This window comes from Halomonas tibetensis, assembly GCF_042643535.1.
GTDB classification, from domain to species: domain Bacteria; phylum Pseudomonadota; class Gammaproteobacteria; order Pseudomonadales; family Halomonadaceae; genus Halomonas; species Halomonas tibetensis.
Genome location: NZ_JBHRSQ010000012.1, coordinates 177,506 through 192,856, shown reverse-complemented (window position 1 = coordinate 192,856; position 15,351 = coordinate 177,506). Strand labels below are relative to the sequence as shown.

Here is a 15,351-nt window from a genome sequence, read left to right as displayed (position 1 = left end):
ACATCGGAGCCAAAGCTGACACTGGAAATTTGCAGTACCTTACATAAGGATGTATGGAAATGAAAGCCATTCCCGAGGTCGAGCCAGCGGCACTGGAAAGAAAGGACCTCCTCCGCCAATTTGGCGAAGACTTTGCATTTATAATTGCATCAAATGAGGAGCAAAAGCGACAGGCTTTCGCCCTCAGACATGACGTCTTCATAAAGGAACTTGGCTATGAAATGCATGAAGACGAAGAGCAAATGCTGGAGTTTGACGAGCATGACCATAAGGCAATTCACTGCCTTATCCGTCATAAAAGAACAGGGGTCATCGCCGGCTGCCTAAGACTCATCATCCCCAGCAAAAAAGATCAGGAAAAAGGTTATCTTCTCCCTATTGAATTACATGGCGAAGACTGTCTAGATCACACAACTCTTCGCCCCAAATTTTTGCCAAAAGACCAAATTTGCGAAGTCTCACGACTCGCAATTGCCAGAGAATTTCGGGAAAAAAAGGGTGAAAATCCAGCACTCGCTAACCATAATTTTACTTCTTATGAAATAAAGACATTCTCCATCATATTGATAGGCCTGTTCCTTTGCACCTACACAATTGTAGGTCTAACGGAAAAGCGACATGTATTTGCGATGATGGAACCTAGACTTCCTAGAGCACTTTCTCTTTCCGGCTTTCATTTTTCCAAAGTAAGCAAAACTATCAACTATCATGGCAAGCGGAACGCCTTCTACATAGACCATAGCAAGGCAGAGAAAGAGATTCATCAGGATCTGATCCAACTATACGCCAAGATTCAAAGCGAACTCTCTCTGCAAATTGATGAAACTATCACCACAGATACTAGGAACACACAGTCTGCTTGACTCATGGCTTCAAGCTTACAACCCGCCAATGGAAAGAACCGGCCCGAGAGTCAGCGTCTCCTTCCGGCGCAGTACCATGACGGCCAGCACATTTCGGTGGCCACCTCACACTAGGTCAGTGCTAACACCTAGGGCGAGGGTGTGATGCCGTTGTCCGGGTTCACCGCCTCGACCAGGCCATCGAGAATCCGAAACTCCAGCGGATGATCTTCCTGCCGAGCCAGCACGAATAGCAAGCTCTGATGGAGGTGTTCTGCCCGCTTCAGGGCTTATTTGGGTGGGCGCCTCGACTGCTCTGGCCGGATCATCTTGACCCGCACTTTGGGCCGAGGGGCGACAGGGAACGCCGCACCTTCACCGCCTGCCTCATCAGATGACGGAGGAGGCATGATGTTCACCCAGGCAAAGATGGGCAGCGCCCATTTCCAGTAGATAGCGCCCAGGCGCAGGCTCAGTGTCACCAGCAGCGCCAGGGCAACGGTTAGAGTGCCGGGGGAGGACAGAGCATCCAGCACCACATAGGTAATGCCTCCGGCGATGGCCGCCGTGGCATAGATCTCCTGACGAAGCACCATGGGCACCCGGTGCGCCAGGAGGTCCCGGATCATGCCGCCGGCCACCCCCGTGAGGACCCCCATCAGCACCGCGACGACTCCCGGTGCGTCGAGCAGCAACGCTTTGTGGGTTCCGATCACTGTGAACAGCGCCAGCCCGAAGGCATCGGCCACCGGCAGGAACCCTCGGTTGAGACGGTGAATATAATGAAAGCTGATAATCGAGAGTCCCACGGTCGCCAGGATCACCCAAAGGTAAGTGGGATCAGTGACCCAGAAGACGGGCCGAACGCCGAGCACCAGGTCACGCAGGGTCCCGCCACCGATGCCGGTCACCGCTGCCAGCACCAGCATGCCGAAGGGGTCCATGCGCGAGCGACAGGCCAGGATCACGCCTGACAGCGCGAAGACAATCACCCCCGCCATGTCCAGCCAATAGATCAGACCGCTCACCGTTGCTTGCCTCCTGCCAGATCATTGGTAAATAGGCGCACAGCATACCTCGATCAAACCTCGTTGACTCGCCAGCAAAACCGTAGCCTCCCTGTCCTGCCCTGGCCAAGGCAATCGTAGCCCGAAGCGCGGTAACCGAGTACCCTCAAGGCACTCTTGCCTCGGCTCTGCCTTATTCTTCTGCGAGCTACCTTCTGCCCCGAGCCACGGAACCCCCCATGGACTGGAACCCCGCCGTCATCTGGCTGATTATCGCCCTGCTGCTGGGCCTTGCGGAACTCGCCACCGGTGGCCTGGTGCTCATGGCACTCGCCGGCGCTGCTCTGCTGACCGCGGCCCTGGCTGGCCTGGGTCTGTCACTTTCCTGGCAGCTCATAGGCATGGGGGTTTTCTCCGGCGCGCTGGTACCGCTGGCGATATGGGTGATCCGCCCGTGGTTTTCCCCCCGCGGGGTGGCCTATGGCACCACCGGTACCGGGGTTGAGAGAGGCCACACCTATACGACCCTCAAGCGCGATTTCGACGGCGCCAGCGGCGTCAAGATCAATGGCGACTTCTATCGCCTGCGCGTCGCCGACTCCGATAAAGGAGGCGGCAAGACAGAACTGCCAGCTGGCACTTCCGTCATCTTTCAGACCTTCGATGGCACCACCGCCATCGTTCGCCTTGCACACCCGGCGCCGGATTCGAGCGCCAACCACCACCCGGAGTAATTCCGCATGGATCTTCCCGTCAGCCCGGGGCTAATCATCGCCCTGATCATCGTCGTCATCGGTATCATGATCATCGCCAAGGGGCTGGTGGTCGTCCGCCAGTCGGAAGTGATGGTGATCGAGCGCCTGGGGTCGTTCAATCGGCTGCTGGAGAGCGGTATCAACATCATTGTCCCCTTCATCGACCAGCCCCGCGCCATTGCCATGATTCGCTATCGCAAGATGGGCGAGGAGTACCACGCCATCACCAGCCATGAGACGCGGATCGATCGTCGCGAAACGGTGATGGACTTCCCCGGCCAGCCGGTCGTGACCACCGACAACGTCACGGTGAATATCAACGGCGCGCTCTACTACCAGATCATCGACCCGAAGCGCGCCGTCTATGAAGTCGAGAACATGAGCCAGGCGGTGGAGGTGCTGGCCAAGACCACCCTGCGCTCGGTGGTCGGCAAGATGGAACTCGACAAGCTGTTCGAGTCCCGGGCCGAGGTCAACAACGAGATCCAGTCCGCCATGGAAGAGGCCGCTTCCAAGTGGGGGGTCAAGATCTCGCGGGTGGAGGTCCAGGACATCGCCATGCCCGAGGAAGTGGAGTCCGCCATGCGCCTGCAGATGGCCGCCGAGCGCAAGCGTCGCGCCACGGTCACCGAGGCCGAGGGCGAGAAGTCCGCTGCCATCGCCATGGCCCAGGGCCAGCGCGAATCATCGATCCTCAACGCCCAGGGTGACAAGGAGTCGGCCATCCTGCGCGCCCAGGGCGAGCAGGAGTCGATCAAGCTGGTGCTAAACGCGATAGGCGACAGCGAGGAGAACAAGCGCACCGTGGTGGGCTACCTGCTCGGCCAGAGCTACATCAAGGTGCTGCCGACCATGGCCAAGGACGGCGAGCGGGTCTTCGTGCCCTACGAGTCCTCCGCCCTGCTCGGCTCCATGGGCATGTTCCGCGAGATGGCCGGCTCACCGGAAGACGCCGTGGCCAGCCACCTGAAGACCAGCGGCAACCGCAGCGGCCTGCGCGGCGGCGTGGTGGGTGGTGCGGCCAGCGGCGGCTGAGCCTGCCATGGCATCGGCCAGGGTCGATGCCATGCAAGACCCTGGCCCGCAACGACACCGGCCCGCCATCTGGCGGGCCGGTGTCGTTTACACCTTGAGATACGTTACCCCAGCTGAAACGGATACACCGAGCCGATACGCAGCAGCGAGGAGAGCTCGTCCAGGGCGGTGAGGGTCTCCCGGACCAGAGCCGGATCGGCAAGCTCCTCGGGCGCCAGACGGTCGCGGTAATGGCGCTCCACCCAGGCGACCAGTTCACCGTGCAGGGCGTCATCCAGCAGCACCCTTCCGTCCAGGGCGGTGCGCTCCTTGGCCGAGAGCACCACCCGCAGGCGAAGGCAGGCGGGGCCGCCGCCGTTGCGCATGCTCTGCTTGACGTCCTTGACCACCACCTCGCCGATGGGGTTGGCCCCGGCCAGCAGGTGGTCATGCAGGCAACGCCACACCGCCTCGTTCTCCCGACACTCCCCGGGCACCACCAGGGTCATGGACCCGTCCGGGTTGGAAAGCAGTTGGGAATTGAAGAGATAGGAGCCTACCGCGTCCGCGAGACTCACCGCCTCGACGGGCACGCGCACCGGGATCAGCGGCGCGCTCATCCGCTCGCGCAGCGCCTCCAGGGTGCCCTGCTCGTCGAGGAAGGCCATCTCGTGGTAGAGCAGCACCGGACCGTTGCCCACCGCGATCACGTCATTGTGGAAGACCCCGGCATCGATGGCGTCGGGATGCTGCTGGGCGAAGACCACCTGATGGTCGGCCAGGCCGTGCTGGCGGGCCACCGCCTGGCTCGCCTCCAGGGTCTGACGGGCCGGGAAGCGCTGGGGAGCGGGCGAGCTCTCGCTGCCCCAGCCAAACGCCTCGCGGCCGTAGACGAAGAGATGCACGCCGGACTCACCGTGCTCGCCACACAGCCGAGTATGGTTGGCCGCCCCTTCGTCGGAGAAGGCCGGCGTCGCCGGCAGCGCAGGGTGGTGGGCGAAGTACGCGTCATCGCGGAAGATCGCCTGCAGCACCCGGCCGGTGGTGGCCGGCTCCAGGAAGCGATGGAAACTCGATTGCAGGTTGGCCGGGGTCACGTGCAACCGGCCATCCGGGGCGTCCGGGCTCGGCGTCACCGTGGCGGCGTTGGCGGTCCACATGCTCGAGGCGGAGCAGACCGCCCGCAGGATCTGCGGCGCCTCGCCGGCGGCCCGCGCCAGCACTCGCTCGTCGCTGCCGGCGAAGCCCAGCGCGCGCAGTGCGCCGAGGTCCGGGCGCTGCTGGGGGGGCAGCACCCCCTGGAGGTAGCCGGCGTCCATCAGCGCCTTCATCTTGGCCAGCCCCTGCAGGGCGCCTTCCCGAGGATTGGCCACCAGGCCGCCATGGCGCATCGACGCCACGTTGCCCATCGCCAGTCCGGCGTAGTTGTGGGTCGGTCCCACCAGGCCGTCGAAATTCACCTCGCGGTAGTCCGCAAGGGGGGTCGCCTCGCCCATATGTCGGCTCACAGGCTTACCCCGGGCGGCAGCTGGTCGGGCAGGTGCAGATCCTCACTCTCCATGGAAGCCACCGGATAGGCGCAGTAGTCCGCCGCGTAGAAAGCGCTGGGGCGGTGATTGCCGCTCTGCCCGACGCCACCGAAGGGTGCGTCGCCGGAGGCGCCGGTGGTCTGGCGGTTCCAATTGACGATGCCCGCACGGATACGCAGCAGAAAGTCATCCCAGTCGGTGCGCTCGCCGCCGATCAGCCCGGCGGCGAGGCCATAGCGGGTGTCATTGGCCAGCCGGATCGCCTCGTCCCAGTCGCGGTAGCGCTGCACCTTGAGCAGGGGACCGAAGTGCTCCTCGTCGGGCAGGGCCAGGCCCGTCACATCGATCAGCCCCGGCGAGAGCAGACTGGTGCCCTCCTTCAGGCGCTCCATTCGAGCAAGCACCGTCCCGCCGAGCTCTTCAAGCGCCGCCTGGACCTCGAGCAGTCCATCGGCGACCGCCACGCTAACCAGACCGCCGTAGAAGGGCGCGGGTTCGCTGAAAGGGCCGGCCACGTGCAGCCGCGAGATGGCATCGGAGAGCGCGTCGAGAAGATGATCCCCCACCGGCCCCTCGGGTACGATCAGGCGCCGGGCGCAGGTACAGCGCTGGCCGCCGGAAAGGAAGGCCGACTGCAGGATGGTCAGCACCGCGGCGTCCTGGTCGGGCACGTCCTTCACCACCAGCGGGTTGTTGCCGCCCAGCTCGAGGGCCAGGATCTTGTCGAACTGGCCGGCGAACTGTTGATGCAGCAGCCCGCCCACCCTGGCGCTACCGGTGAACAGCAGGCCATCGATGCCCGGATCGGCGGCGAGCGCCTGGCCGACGTTTGCCGCCCCCTGCACCATGTTGATCACCCCGGCGGGCAGCCCCGCCTCCATCCAGCACTGCAGGATGAGATCGGCGGTCAGCGGCGTCTGCTCGCTCGGCTTGAAGACCACGCAGTTGCCGGCCAGCAGCGCCGGCACCATATGGCCGTTGGGCAGGTGGCCGGGGAAGTTGTAAGGGCCAAAGACCGCCATCACGCCGTGGGGACGGTGGCGAAGCACAGCCCGGGCGTCGCCCAGGTCTCGCTCCCGCTGGCCGGTGCGCTCCTGGTAGGCGCGGATGGAGAGCGCCACCTTCCCGATCATCGACCCCACCTCCGTGCGCGATTCCCATAGCGGCTTGCCGGTCTCATGGGCGATCGCCGCCGCCAGGTCTTCGCGGTGGTGCTCCAGCACCTCGCGAAAGCGCTCCAACAGCGCCTGGCGCTCGGCGAACGGGGTGCGGGCCCAGCCGGGAAAGGCTTCGCGGGCGGCCACCACGGCGGCACCCACCTGACCCGGGCTGGCGGCATGGCCCTCCCAGAGGTGATCGCGGGAGACCGGGTCGTGCTTGGCGAAGATCTTTCCCTCACCAATCTGCCAGATGCCGCCCAGCAGCAGCTGTCGTGTCGCCTTCATCAGCCTTCCTCCTCGGTATCCAGAATGCGCAGGTCGGCGCCGGTTTCCACCTCGAGCCGCGCCGCCTCGTCAGGGGAGAGCCTGATCACACCCGACTCATCGGGCGGGCTCTTCACCCAGGCGGCGCGGAACTCGGCCATTCCGGTGGTGGCGGCGAGCCAGCGCGGTCGCGAGCCCGCCTCTCCCGACGCTGTTGGGTCGACCTCGGCCCGACAGCGCCGGGAGAGGCGAACGCTACGAACGTCGTCGATGTAGGCCTCCACGGTAGGGCCGCCGTCGAAGATGTCGATATATCCCTCCCAGCGCAGCCCCTCCTTCTTTAGCATGGCCAGCGCCGGTCGGGTCTGCTCATGAACTTGACCGATGCATTCCCGCGCTTCCTCAGAGAGGAAAGGCGTGTAGATCGGATACTTGGGCATCAGCTCGCCAATAAAACTTTTCTGTCCCAACCCCGTGAGCCGATCAGCGTCGCTGAAGTCCAGCGGAAAGAAGTGGCTGCCCAGGCAGTACCAGAAGGGGCTCCTGCCGTGTTCATCGAAGACGCCGCGCATCTCCGCCAGCACCTTGTCGGGGAAACGGTCGCGGAACTCCGCCATGAACAGCCAGCGCATCATGGAGAGCAGCGCCCCGTTTCGCTCATGATGCCGGTCGCCACCGCGGTATTCCGGACGCAGGAACAGCGAAGCCACCTCGGCATCGCCGGTGTGATCGGAACACAGGAACAGGCTGTCGATGGTGCGATGCAGGTCGAGCTGTACCGAGGAGTGGGCCAGGGTGCCCACCCGATAGTGGTAGAAGGGCACCTCGCGCCCCACCTCTCCCTCGATGGCGCAGCAGCCAGCCAAGTGGCCGCTGGTCTCATCCTCGAGCACGAAGAAGTAGTTGCGCCGGTCTGCCGGCACGCGCTCCTCGAAGGCACTCACCGCGGCGGCGATCTTGCCGGCCAGGAACTCTCGATTGTCGGGCAGCGAGGTAAAGCCTACGCCGGTCTCCCGGGAGAGCGCCTGCAGCTCGTCCAGGTCACTCTCGGCGATCGGTCGAATGCGCATCACAGCTCTCCCTCGTCATAGCCCGGGTCGCGCTCCTCGACGCTGCCCTCGGCCATGCCGGGAAGCGCGAGCGGCGCGGCCAGCACCGCGCGCCCCTCCCCCACGCCCAGCCGCTCGGCGTGCTCCGGCGAAAGCATCAGCTGGCCGGTGGGCGACAGGGCATAGCGCGCCACCACGCAGCAGAAGTCCTCGAGGCGCTGATTGGCCACCATGGCCGGCTCGGCGTCCGGCAGAGCGTGGGCCGGGCGGATGCGCACCGGGTGCCAGGCGGCTCGGCGGAAGCTCTGCAGCCGCTCACGCTCGGCCTTGATCACCGGGCCGGCATCGAAGATGTCCACGTGGCGCGAGCGCAGAAAGCCTTCGGCCAGCATCTCGGCCAGCGCCACCTCGTGGTCGGGATGCTCGCGACCGATGGCGGCGCGGGCCTGGGGGGTGAGCAGCGGCAGGTAGAGCGGAAACTGCGGCATCACCTCGGCGATGAAGCTCTTCGAACGGATGCCGGCCAGGGCGTTGATCTCCTGGTAGTCGCGCATGAAGAAGTGGCGCCCCACGCTGTTCCAGAACGGCGACTCGCCGGCCCCGTCCAGGAAGCCCGGAAAGGCCATGGCCAGGATGCCGGCGAAGCGCTCCGGGTACTGGGCGATGAACATCAGCCGCGCACGGCGCAGCAGGCTCTCGGCGCTGGTGCCCCGATAGCGGGGCTCCAGCGAGTAGGCACACAGCAGGCTCGCCTCCGAGACCTCGTGGGAGAGCGCCAGCGTCTGCACCTCCCGGCGCACGTTGAGCTGCTGGGAGGCGTGGATCAGAGTCTCCTGCCGATAGGTGTAGTAGGCGTCCTGGGCGCCGGCCTGGGCGCGAATGGTGGCGGTACCCACCGCCTCGCCGCGCTCCAGATCCTCCAGCACGAAGGTATAGTGCTCGTCGCCGGGGAAGGCCACCTCGGCGGTGAAGGCCTGGCGGGAGCGGGCAATGCGCTCTTCCAGGCGATCGCGGTGGGCCGGCAGATTGGTCAGCCGCGGCACAGCATCAGAGGCAAGGCGCTCCAGCGCGGGCAGGTCAGTGGGCAGCGCGGGGCGAACGAGCAGCATAGCGGGATCTCCGTCAGGTAGCAGGGCGCCGGTTGGCCGGCTCACTGACCACCCACCAGCCGCGCCACCGCCCTCTCCAGACGTGCCATGCCCTCGGCGATATCCGCCTCGGGTATCACCAGCGAGGGCGCCATGCGTAACACGTTGGGCCCGGCCACCAGCGCCATCAGACCCTCCTCGATGGCCAGCGGCAGGATCTCGGCGGCTCTTCCTTCATAGGCCGGGGCCATCACCGCGCCGATCAGCAGACCCATGCCACGGATCTCCGAGAAGACCCCGTGCTTCTCGTTGATCGCTTCCAGATGCTTGCGGAACAGCGCATGTCGGTGCTTGACGCCGTCAAGCACCTCCGGGGTATCGATGAACTCCACCGCCGCCAGCGCCACCGCCGCACCCAGCGGATTGCCGCCGTAGGTGGAGCCGTGGGTGCCGGTGGCCATGGCCGGGGCGACGCGGTCGGTGGTGAGCATGGCACCTACCGGGAAGCCGCCGCCCAGCGACTTGGCGCTGGTCAGGATGTCAGGGGTCACGCCGAGCTGCTGATAGGCGTAGAGGGTCCCGGTGCGGCCGACGCCGGTCTGCACCTCGTCGAAGATCAGCAGGGCGTCGTGGGCGTCGCACAGCGCGCGCAGCCCGGCCAGGAACTCGGGGTCCCCCGGCAGCACGCCGCCCTCGCCCTGCATCGGCTCCACCACTACCGCACAGGTGTCGTCGTCGATCAGGTTGCGGACGCTGTCGAGGTTGTTGTATTCGCCGTGGACGATGCCCCCCGGCACCGGACCAAAACCCTGGGCGTACTTGGGCTGACCGCCCACGCTGACGGTAAAGAAGGTGCGGCCGTGAAACGACTGGGTGAAGGAAACGATACGGCTCTTGTGCTCGCCGGCGCTGTCATGGGCCCAGCGGCGGGCGAGCTTCAACGCCGCCTCGTTGGCCTCGGCGCCCGAGGAGCAAAGGAATACCTTGTCGGCGAAGGTGCGCTCCACCAGGCTGCGGGCCAGCGCCAGGGCCGGTTCGTTGGTGAAGACGTTGGAGACGTGCCAGAGTCTGCCTGCCTGCTCGGTAAGCGCCTCCACCAGCACCGGATGACAGTGGCCCAGGCCGTTGACCGCGATGCCACCGGCAAAATCGATGTATTCCCGACCGCCCTGGTCCCACAGGCGGCTACCTTCGCCGCGCACCGGAATCGCCTGCTGGGGAGCGTAATTGGGCACCATGTAGCGGTCGAAGTCGGCGCGGGTCGGGGTCTGGCTCATGTCGCTTGTCCTTTACGAAGTGCTTTGCGGAAAGGGGAGATCCGTAACAGATATGCTACCAAGTATAGGGATTCCCCCCGGCGACCGCTTTCATCGATGGGACAGGGAGTTGTCAAAAAGGCTAGGCTGACGTCGATGCTTCCATGGAGTCGCCCATGTTCAACACCACCGCCTGGAACCGCCTGCGCTACAGCCTCTATGCGCCGCTCTATGACGCGGTGGCCGAACGCGCCTTCCGCCGACCGCGGCGCATCGCCCTTGACCAGGTGACCTGGCACCCCGGGATGCGCGTGCTGCTGGTGGGCGCCGGCACCGGCCTGGACCTGCCCTGGCTGCCACGCGACGTGGAGATCCACGCCACCGACCTCAGCCCGGCCATGGTGCGCCGCGCCCAACGCCGCGCTGAGGCGCTGGGCATGGACGTACAGGTGGCGGAGATGGACGCCGAAGCGCTGGCCTACCCCGACGACCACTTCGATGTGGTGGTGATGCACCTGATCCTGGCCGTGATGCCAGACCCTGCGCGAGGCATCGCCGAGGCCCGTCGGGTCCTGGGTGACGACGGTCAGCTCTGCGTGATGGACAAGTTCCAGGCTGACGACTACCCCGCGAGCGTCACCCGCCGCACCCTGAACGCCCTGACGAGCGCCATCGCCACCGACATCACCCGCCAGGCCCGTCCACTGCTGGAGGGTGCCGGCTTCACCATCGAACAGGACACCCCGGTGATGATGGGCAGGCTGTTTCGTGCCCTGATGGCCCGGCCGATTTAACCCTCGGAAACCCCGGGTCAGTCAGCGGGTACGTCGGGCCGGCGCGATGGTGAACCAGACACCGACGATCACTACCAGGCTGGCGACCACCTGTACCGTCAGGATGTGATCCCCCAGCAGCCACCAGGCACCCAGCATGGTGAACACCGGAAGCAGGTTTAGATAGACCGCCGCTCGGGTAGGCCCGATCTCGGCCAGAGCGCTATTGTAGAGCAGCAGCGCCACCACCGAGGGGAAGATGCCCAGGTAGGCGAGCCCGGTCCACTGTCGCGCCGTCAGCCCGGGCACCACCTGCCAGGCACCCTCCAGCAGGGCGATGGGGGCCAGCGCCAGGTTAGCGATGGCCAACATTACTAGCAGGCTGCCATAGCGGGGAAAGCGCGCCATGTGCTCCCTGACCAGGAACGAATACCCCACCCACACCAGCACCGCCACCAGCATGATCAGATCGCCGGGATTGATGCCCCCGGCCAGCACCTCCGACGCCTGGCCGGCCAGAATCACCGCCACGGCGCCGGCCAGGGAGAGCGCCACGCCGGCCCACTGCAGGAGGCGGAAGCGCTCCCCGAGGAAGAGCACGCTGAGCAGCAGCGTCACGACCGGGATCAGGCTCTCGAGAATGGCCACGTTGGTGGCCGAGGTATAGCTCAACGAGGCGTAGATCAGGGCGTTGAAGAAGGCCACGCCGGTGAGCGCCAGCCCCAGCAGCGGCCGCCAGTGGCGGCGGAACAGCGGCCAACCCTGGCGCGCCTGGTACCATCCCAGCGGCAGCATGATCGCCAGCGCGATGGCCACTCGCCCCAGCGACACGGTGAAGGGAGGCAGCTCGGCCAGCGCCTTGCCCACCAGAATGTTGCCGGAAAAGATCGCCACCACCAGCAGCAGGAAGAGATGGGGCCTCAGGGCGCGCAGGGACATCAACTCAGTCGCTCCTCTCTCGGGGTCAGGCCAAAGTGGTTACGGTAGGCCGTGGAGAAGTGCGCCGCCGAGGAGAAGCCGGTCATCAGCGCCACCTCCCCCGCCGGCCGCTCGCTTTCCCGCAGCAGGCGCCGGGCCCGCTGCAGGCGCAGGTCAAGGTAGAAGCGGCTGGGCACCGCCCGTAGGTGCTTCTTGAACAGCCGCTCCAGCTGACGCCGCGAGATGCCCAGATGCTCGGCCAGTTCGGCGGTGGTCAACGGCTCCTCGATATTGGCCTCCATCAGCGCCAGCGCCTCCGACAGGCTCTCGGGAGCCCCCCCCGGCAAGCCTGCCCGAGGTGGCTCCTTACCCATATGCACCCGTTCCAGCACGAAGTGGGCAGAGACTCTCTCGGCCAGGACGCTGCCGTGCTGGCGGCCGATGAGTGTCATCATCATGTCCAGGGCCGCGGTGCCACCGCCGCAGGTCAGGCGCTCGCGGTCGATCTCGAACGGCTGGTAAGAGAGCCGAATGCGAGGATGAGCCCGGCGCACCTCCTCGAGGCAAGACCAGGGCACCGTGGCCCGAAAGCCGTCCAACAGGCCCGCGCGAGCCAGCAGTTCTGCCCCACCGCCGACCCCTACGATCAGCCGGCCGGGGGTCGCCAACTCGGCCAGACGCCACTGCAGGTCCTCGTCGGCCGCCTGAGCACCGGTGGCAAACACCAGCAGCATGTCCAGGTCGTCGGGGGCCTGGGCCAAGGCGCACTCGGTCACCAACCCCTGCCCGGAAGTGCTGGCGACCGGCCGGGCCGACTGACTCAGAATAATGAGGTGGTAGAGGGGAGCTGCAACGAGTTGACCGGCTACCGTCAGAGGTTCAGTGGCACATGCCTCGGCCAGCAGCGAGAAACCGGGCAGCACCAGCACGCCGACACGCCGAAAAGGCGACAACGGTGGCAGGGATGACGGAGGTTGAGGCATTGATGGGGCCGACTCGGGACAGGGCCCTCATCTTACCCAAGCCGGGGGCCGGGCGCTAAGGCCCGGCCGGGAAGGGATCGAGATCAAGCTGGCTCCTACTGAGCGCTACCGCTGTAGATCAGCATCGCGGCCACTATCAAGCCAATCACTACGATCACGATGGGCAACACACGTTGCAGTCCACCGGGAGAACGCTTCGCTTCAGGCTGTTCGGCGTCCGGCTCCGGCTGGTCAAAGTCTTCCGGCTGGCTCACTTCCTTGAGATGCTCGAGCTCTTCTTCCGGCGTCTTGCTCTCTTTAGTGTCCATGGGTTCTCCAGATTCGGGAAAGTCACCGCGCCACGAACCCGTTCTGGTGCCCGAACTCGCGCGCTCCTGGTGATCTGTCGTTCATGGCGTCATGACGCCATTCACAGTGTCACGACATCGAATTCCACGTCCGGGTTCACATCGGCCTCGTAGTCGACGTCATCCCGCTCGAAACCGAACAGCTTCAGGAACTCGTGCTTGTAACCAGCATAGTCGGTGATCTCGAAAAGGTTCTCGGTGGTCACGCGCGGCCACAGCTCCTTGCAGGCCTGCTGTACATCGTCGCGCAGCTCCCAATCGTCCAGGCGCAGACGGCCGGCCTCGTCGGTCGCCATCTCGTCCCCCCGTCCCTCGGCCGAGTAAAGAATCTCGCCGAACAGGCGATTAAGCTGGTCGATGGTGCCCTCGTGAAGCCCCTTTTCCTTCATCACCTTGTAGACCATGGCGATGTAGAGCGGCATCACCGGGATGGCCGCGCTGGCCTGGGTGACCACCGACTTGAGCACCGCCACATTGGCGCCGCCACCGGAAGCCGAGAGACGCTTATCGATCTCGCCTGCGGCGCGGTCCAGGTCCTCCTTGGCCTTGCCCAGGGCACCGTGCCAGTAGATCGGCCAGGTGATCTCGGTGCCGATATAGCTGAAGGCCACGCTGCGCGCACCTGGGGCCAGCACGCCGGCGCGATCCAGAGCGTCGATCCACAGTTCCCAGTCCTCACCGCCCATCACCGCACGAGTGTCCTCGATCTCCTGCTCGGTGGCAGGCTCGACCTCGGCCTCGATGATGGCGTCCTTGTTGGTGTCGATGGCGGTGGCACGGTAGGTCTCCCCAATCGGCTTGAGGCTGGAACGCTTGAGTTCACCGCTGTCGGGCAGCTTGCGAACCGGCGAGGCCAGCGAATAGACCACCAGGTCGATCTGGCCCAGGTCCTGCTGGATCAGCTCGATGGCCGTCTCGCGCGCCTCGTGGGAGAAGGCGTCGCCGTTGATCGACTTGCTGTAGAGCCCTTCCTGCTTGGCGAACCTGTCGAAGGCGGCGCTGTTGTACCAGCCAGCAGTGCCGGGCTTCTTCTCGCTGCCTGGCTTTTCGAAGAACACGCCCAGGGTATCGGCACCGTAGCCGAAGGCCGCGGTGACGCGCGCCGCCAGGCCGTAGCCGCTGGAGGCGCCGATCACCAGCACCTTCTTCGGCCCCTGGCGCTTGTCCAGGCCGCGAGCGCGGGTCGCCTCGATCTGCTCGAGCACATTCTTCTCGCAGCCGACGGGGTGGGTGGTGGTGCAGATGAAACCGCGTACCTTGGGCTTGATAATCACGTGGGACCTCGCTGTTGGTCATTGTAGAGCCGGCATCATGCCGCCGGCTCGCTGTGATGGAATGGCAGTCGACTTATTCTAGCGGCCGCACCCTGCGCTGTCCGCTCTTGAGCCCGCTGCGTGACTGGGGCAGGATGCACCTCGAGCGCGACGCCAAGAGGAGAACCCCGATGAATGCACAGGCCCTGGTCGATGAACGCGGCGAACTGTGGCTGGCGCTGGCACCGCTGTGGCTGGAGCGTGAACCCGGCGAGCGCGACTACGCGCACATGATCGAGGTGATCGAGCGTCATGACCTGACGCTGAAGGAACTGGAGTGGATCTTCCGCCTCGAGCTGGCACCGGTGCTGGGGCGCCAGCAGATGTCGATGGTCGGCGAATGGCGCCACTTCGACGACTACAAGCTGATGAAGCAGCTGGTGGCCCACAACCTCCGGCTCAAGGGGTGGCGCCGCAATAGCTGGATGCTGTTCTCTGGCCTGACCACCATGATGACACGGCATCGCTGGAATGAGCTCATGGCCCGGCTGATGGTAGAAAGAGGGGAAGTACCGCATGGATGACCCGACTCCCCGGACGTCAGGCTGACACCCGCACGCTCTACTTCTCGTCCAGGGCTAGCTCCAGCGCCTCGCGCAGCACATCCTCGCCGTCGCGTGGGGAAAATCGACGGATCACCCGGCCGTCCCTGCCTACCAGAAACTTGGTAAAATTCCACTTGATCACCGTGGTGCCCAGCACGCCGGGAGCCTCCTTGCGGAGTTCCACAAATAACGGGTGGGCGCCGGTGCCGTTGACCTTCACCTTCTCCATCAGCGGATAGCTGACCTGATACTCCCGAGCGCTGAGGGTGCAGAAATCCAGGGCGGATTCCGGCGACTGATGGGCAAACTGGTTACAGGGAAAACCGATCACCGCGAAACCCCGGTCGCGATAGCGGCGGTAGAGCCGCTCGAGATCCTTCAGCTGCGGCGTGAAGCCACAGCGACTGGCGACGTTGACGATGAGCAGCACCTGGCCACGCAGCGCGCCGAAGTTGAAGGGCTCGCCCTGGGCGGTACGGCACTGGTGGTCGTGGATAGACATGCGCGC

16 protein-coding genes are annotated in these 15,351 nt (G+C 65.1%); 5 read left to right on the top strand and 11 right to left on the bottom strand.

The window, feature by feature from the left end; genetic code table 11:
- Positions 1 to 59 precede the first annotated feature (59 nt).
- A complete protein-coding gene (locus tag ACFODV_RS10025) occupies positions 60 to 863 on the top strand; it encodes a PEP-CTERM/exosortase system-associated acyltransferase (protein WP_379758453.1) in 804 nt (267 codons plus the stop codon).
- A 269-nt stretch (positions 864 to 1,132) separates the two neighbouring features.
- Here the strand turns inward: ACFODV_RS10025 and ACFODV_RS10020 are convergent, their stop codons facing one another.
- Positions 1,133 to 1,870 (bottom strand): trimeric intracellular cation channel family protein, encoded by a 738-nt coding sequence (locus ACFODV_RS10020; RefSeq protein ID WP_379758450.1) that lies wholly within the window; start codon positions 1,868 to 1,870, stop codon positions 1,133 to 1,135.
- 218 nt (positions 1,871 to 2,088) lie between these two features.
- Here ACFODV_RS10020 and ACFODV_RS10015 point away from each other — a divergent pair, with 218 nt between their 5' ends.
- Entirely contained in the window at positions 2,089 to 2,583 is a 495-nt protein-coding gene (locus tag ACFODV_RS10015) for a nodulation efficiency, NfeD-like protein (protein WP_379758447.1), read from the top strand.
- Between the two features lie 6 nt (positions 2,584 to 2,589).
- Positions 2,590 to 3,639 (top strand): SPFH domain-containing protein, encoded by a 1,050-nt coding sequence (locus tag ACFODV_RS10010; protein WP_379758444.1) that lies wholly within the window; start codon positions 2,590 to 2,592, stop codon positions 3,637 to 3,639.
- A gap of 104 nt (positions 3,640 to 3,743) precedes the next feature.
- Here the strand turns inward: ACFODV_RS10010 and astB are convergent, their stop codons facing one another.
- The 5 genes from astB to ACFODV_RS09985 are packed head-to-tail and all read right to left on the bottom strand — an operon-like array spanning position 3,744 to position 9,985.
- Entirely contained in the window at positions 3,744 to 5,114 is a 1,371-nt protein-coding gene (gene astB, locus ACFODV_RS10005) for an N-succinylarginine dihydrolase (protein WP_379758712.1), read from the bottom strand.
- Between the two features lie 8 nt (positions 5,115 to 5,122).
- Complete coding sequence (gene astD / locus ACFODV_RS10000) at positions 5,123 to 6,592, bottom strand: succinylglutamate-semialdehyde dehydrogenase (RefSeq protein WP_379758441.1); 1,470 nt, start codon at positions 6,590 to 6,592, stop codon at positions 5,123 to 5,125.
- Positions 6,592 to 7,641, bottom strand: coding sequence for an arginine N-succinyltransferase (gene astA / locus ACFODV_RS09995; protein WP_379758438.1), 1,050 nt, complete (start codon positions 7,639 to 7,641; stop codon positions 6,592 to 6,594). The genes astD and astA overlap by 1 nt, the downstream gene beginning before the upstream one ends.
- On the bottom strand, positions 7,641 to 8,729 hold the full coding sequence (locus tag ACFODV_RS09990; RefSeq protein ID WP_379758435.1) for an arginine N-succinyltransferase: 1,089 nt from the start codon (positions 8,727 to 8,729) through the stop codon (positions 7,641 to 7,643). The genes astA and ACFODV_RS09990 overlap by 1 nt, the downstream gene beginning before the upstream one ends.
- A gap of 41 nt (positions 8,730 to 8,770) precedes the next feature.
- Positions 8,771 to 9,985, bottom strand: coding sequence for an aspartate aminotransferase family protein (locus ACFODV_RS09985; RefSeq protein WP_379758433.1), 1,215 nt, complete (start codon positions 9,983 to 9,985; stop codon positions 8,771 to 8,773).
- Positions 9,986 to 10,140: 155 nt separating this feature from the next.
- On the opposite strand from ACFODV_RS09985, the gene ACFODV_RS09980 reads away from it, so the two are divergent.
- Complete coding sequence (locus ACFODV_RS09980) at positions 10,141 to 10,758, top strand: class I SAM-dependent methyltransferase (RefSeq protein ID WP_379758430.1); 618 nt, start codon at positions 10,141 to 10,143, stop codon at positions 10,756 to 10,758.
- Between the two features lie 21 nt (positions 10,759 to 10,779).
- Here the strand turns inward: ACFODV_RS09980 and ACFODV_RS09975 are convergent, their stop codons facing one another.
- The 4 genes from ACFODV_RS09975 to fabV form a co-directional block, all read right to left on the bottom strand.
- Positions 10,780 to 11,676, bottom strand: coding sequence for a DMT family transporter (locus ACFODV_RS09975; protein ID WP_379758427.1), 897 nt, complete (start codon positions 11,674 to 11,676; stop codon positions 10,780 to 10,782).
- Positions 11,676 to 12,638: a GlxA family transcriptional regulator gene (locus ACFODV_RS09970; RefSeq protein WP_379758424.1), complete on the bottom strand. Its 963-nt coding sequence runs from the start codon at positions 12,636 to 12,638 to the stop codon at positions 11,676 to 11,678. Before ACFODV_RS09970 ends, ACFODV_RS09975 begins: the two co-directional genes overlap by 1 nt.
- 95 nt (positions 12,639 to 12,733) lie before the next feature.
- Positions 12,734 to 12,946, bottom strand: a complete 213-nt coding sequence (locus ACFODV_RS09965; RefSeq protein WP_379758421.1) for a hypothetical protein — start codon at positions 12,944 to 12,946, stop codon at positions 12,734 to 12,736.
- A 101-nt stretch (positions 12,947 to 13,047) separates the two neighbouring features.
- Positions 13,048 to 14,259 carry an enoyl-ACP reductase FabV gene (gene fabV, locus ACFODV_RS09960; RefSeq protein WP_379758418.1) on the bottom strand — a complete coding sequence of 404 codons (1,212 nt, stop codon included), beginning with the start codon at positions 14,257 to 14,259 and terminating at the stop codon, positions 13,048 to 13,050.
- 170 nt (positions 14,260 to 14,429) lie between these two features.
- Here fabV and ACFODV_RS09955 point away from each other — a divergent pair, with 170 nt between their 5' ends.
- On the top strand, positions 14,430 to 14,822 hold the full coding sequence (locus tag ACFODV_RS09955; protein WP_379758415.1) for a DUF7079 family protein: 393 nt from the start codon (positions 14,430 to 14,432) through the stop codon (positions 14,820 to 14,822).
- Between the two features lie 37 nt (positions 14,823 to 14,859).
- Here ACFODV_RS09955 and ACFODV_RS09950 read toward each other — a convergent pair whose 3' ends face one another.
- Complete coding sequence (locus ACFODV_RS09950) at positions 14,860 to 15,345, bottom strand: glutathione peroxidase (protein WP_379758412.1); 486 nt, start codon at positions 15,343 to 15,345, stop codon at positions 14,860 to 14,862.
- Between the last annotated feature and the right edge of the window lie 6 nt (positions 15,346 to 15,351).